1 protein-coding gene is annotated in these 887 nt (G+C 59.4%); it reads left to right on the top strand.

Going from position 1 to position 887, the window contains the following annotated elements; translation table 11 throughout:
• The coding region (locus tag CV013_RS15390) for a hypothetical protein (RefSeq protein ID WP_157935796.1) at nt 1–887 on the top strand (887 nt) is incomplete at both ends.

The following is an 887-nucleotide window of genomic DNA, read 5'->3' as shown; positions in this document are numbered from 1 at the left end:
CCCGGATCGAGACGCAGAATAATAAGCTGGGCTTGAGCGAGGTGGACTTCGTTCCGTGTAAGCCGGGAGAGGAATGCAGCCCACCGGCGTGGGGCGAGTGGAAGAGCGCAGGCGGCTCCTATGCCAAGGAGTGGGACCTCTGGGCACAGAAGTTGGGTTGCGATGACAGCAACCCGGAATGTGCTCGCCGGATTACCGCTGCGCTCGAACAGTTCTTTACCCTTCCGCCGGATGAGCAAACCGATTCCGCCCGCGAGAAGATTGTGGAAGCGGGCGAGCATGATGGCTCTGACCTTCGCGCAGAGCTGGATATCGCGGAGGAGAAGCGGAACGAGAATTTCACCGCAGCGCAAGAGGATTTGGGCGAACAGCTGGCCGCCGATCCTTCGCGCAGCGATGAGTGGGCGAACCTGTCCACCCAGGAACGTTACCGCCTGGCGCAGGTCTATGAAGACAACCCTGCACTGGCAGTGGCGATGCTCGATCAGCCGCAGGCGGTGCGCGATCTTGTATATGCCGACATAAATTCGGTTGAGCTGTCAGGCATCTGGGCTGACACAGGCCTGGGCGAGATTTTCGATCAGGAAACGCTAACCAGTCTGTATCTGAGCGGCGTTCGGGAAGAAGCCGAGCAGGACGGCAGTGTTGAGCGTAGAGGAGGTTTTGACCAACGGATCGCGAATGCTCATGCGACGGTGTCGAGGCATGCCGATGAGCAACGGAAGGCAGCCGACGAACGGGCGCTTCGGATGCATGCCGATGGCGAGTCTGAGGCTGCAATCGCGGCCTATCTTGCGCGGCAGTATTTTTATGCTGCCACCATCGAGCAGCTTGGGCACAATCTGCTGAATGAAGGGCAGTCTCTTGGCGATATGATGGCGCACCCT

Origin of the sequence: Tsuneonella flava (genome assembly GCF_002870965.1) — a bacterium.
Classification (GTDB): domain Bacteria; phylum Pseudomonadota; class Alphaproteobacteria; order Sphingomonadales; family Sphingomonadaceae; genus Tsuneonella; species Tsuneonella flava.
This window is presented reverse-complemented; position numbering and strand designations above follow the sequence as displayed.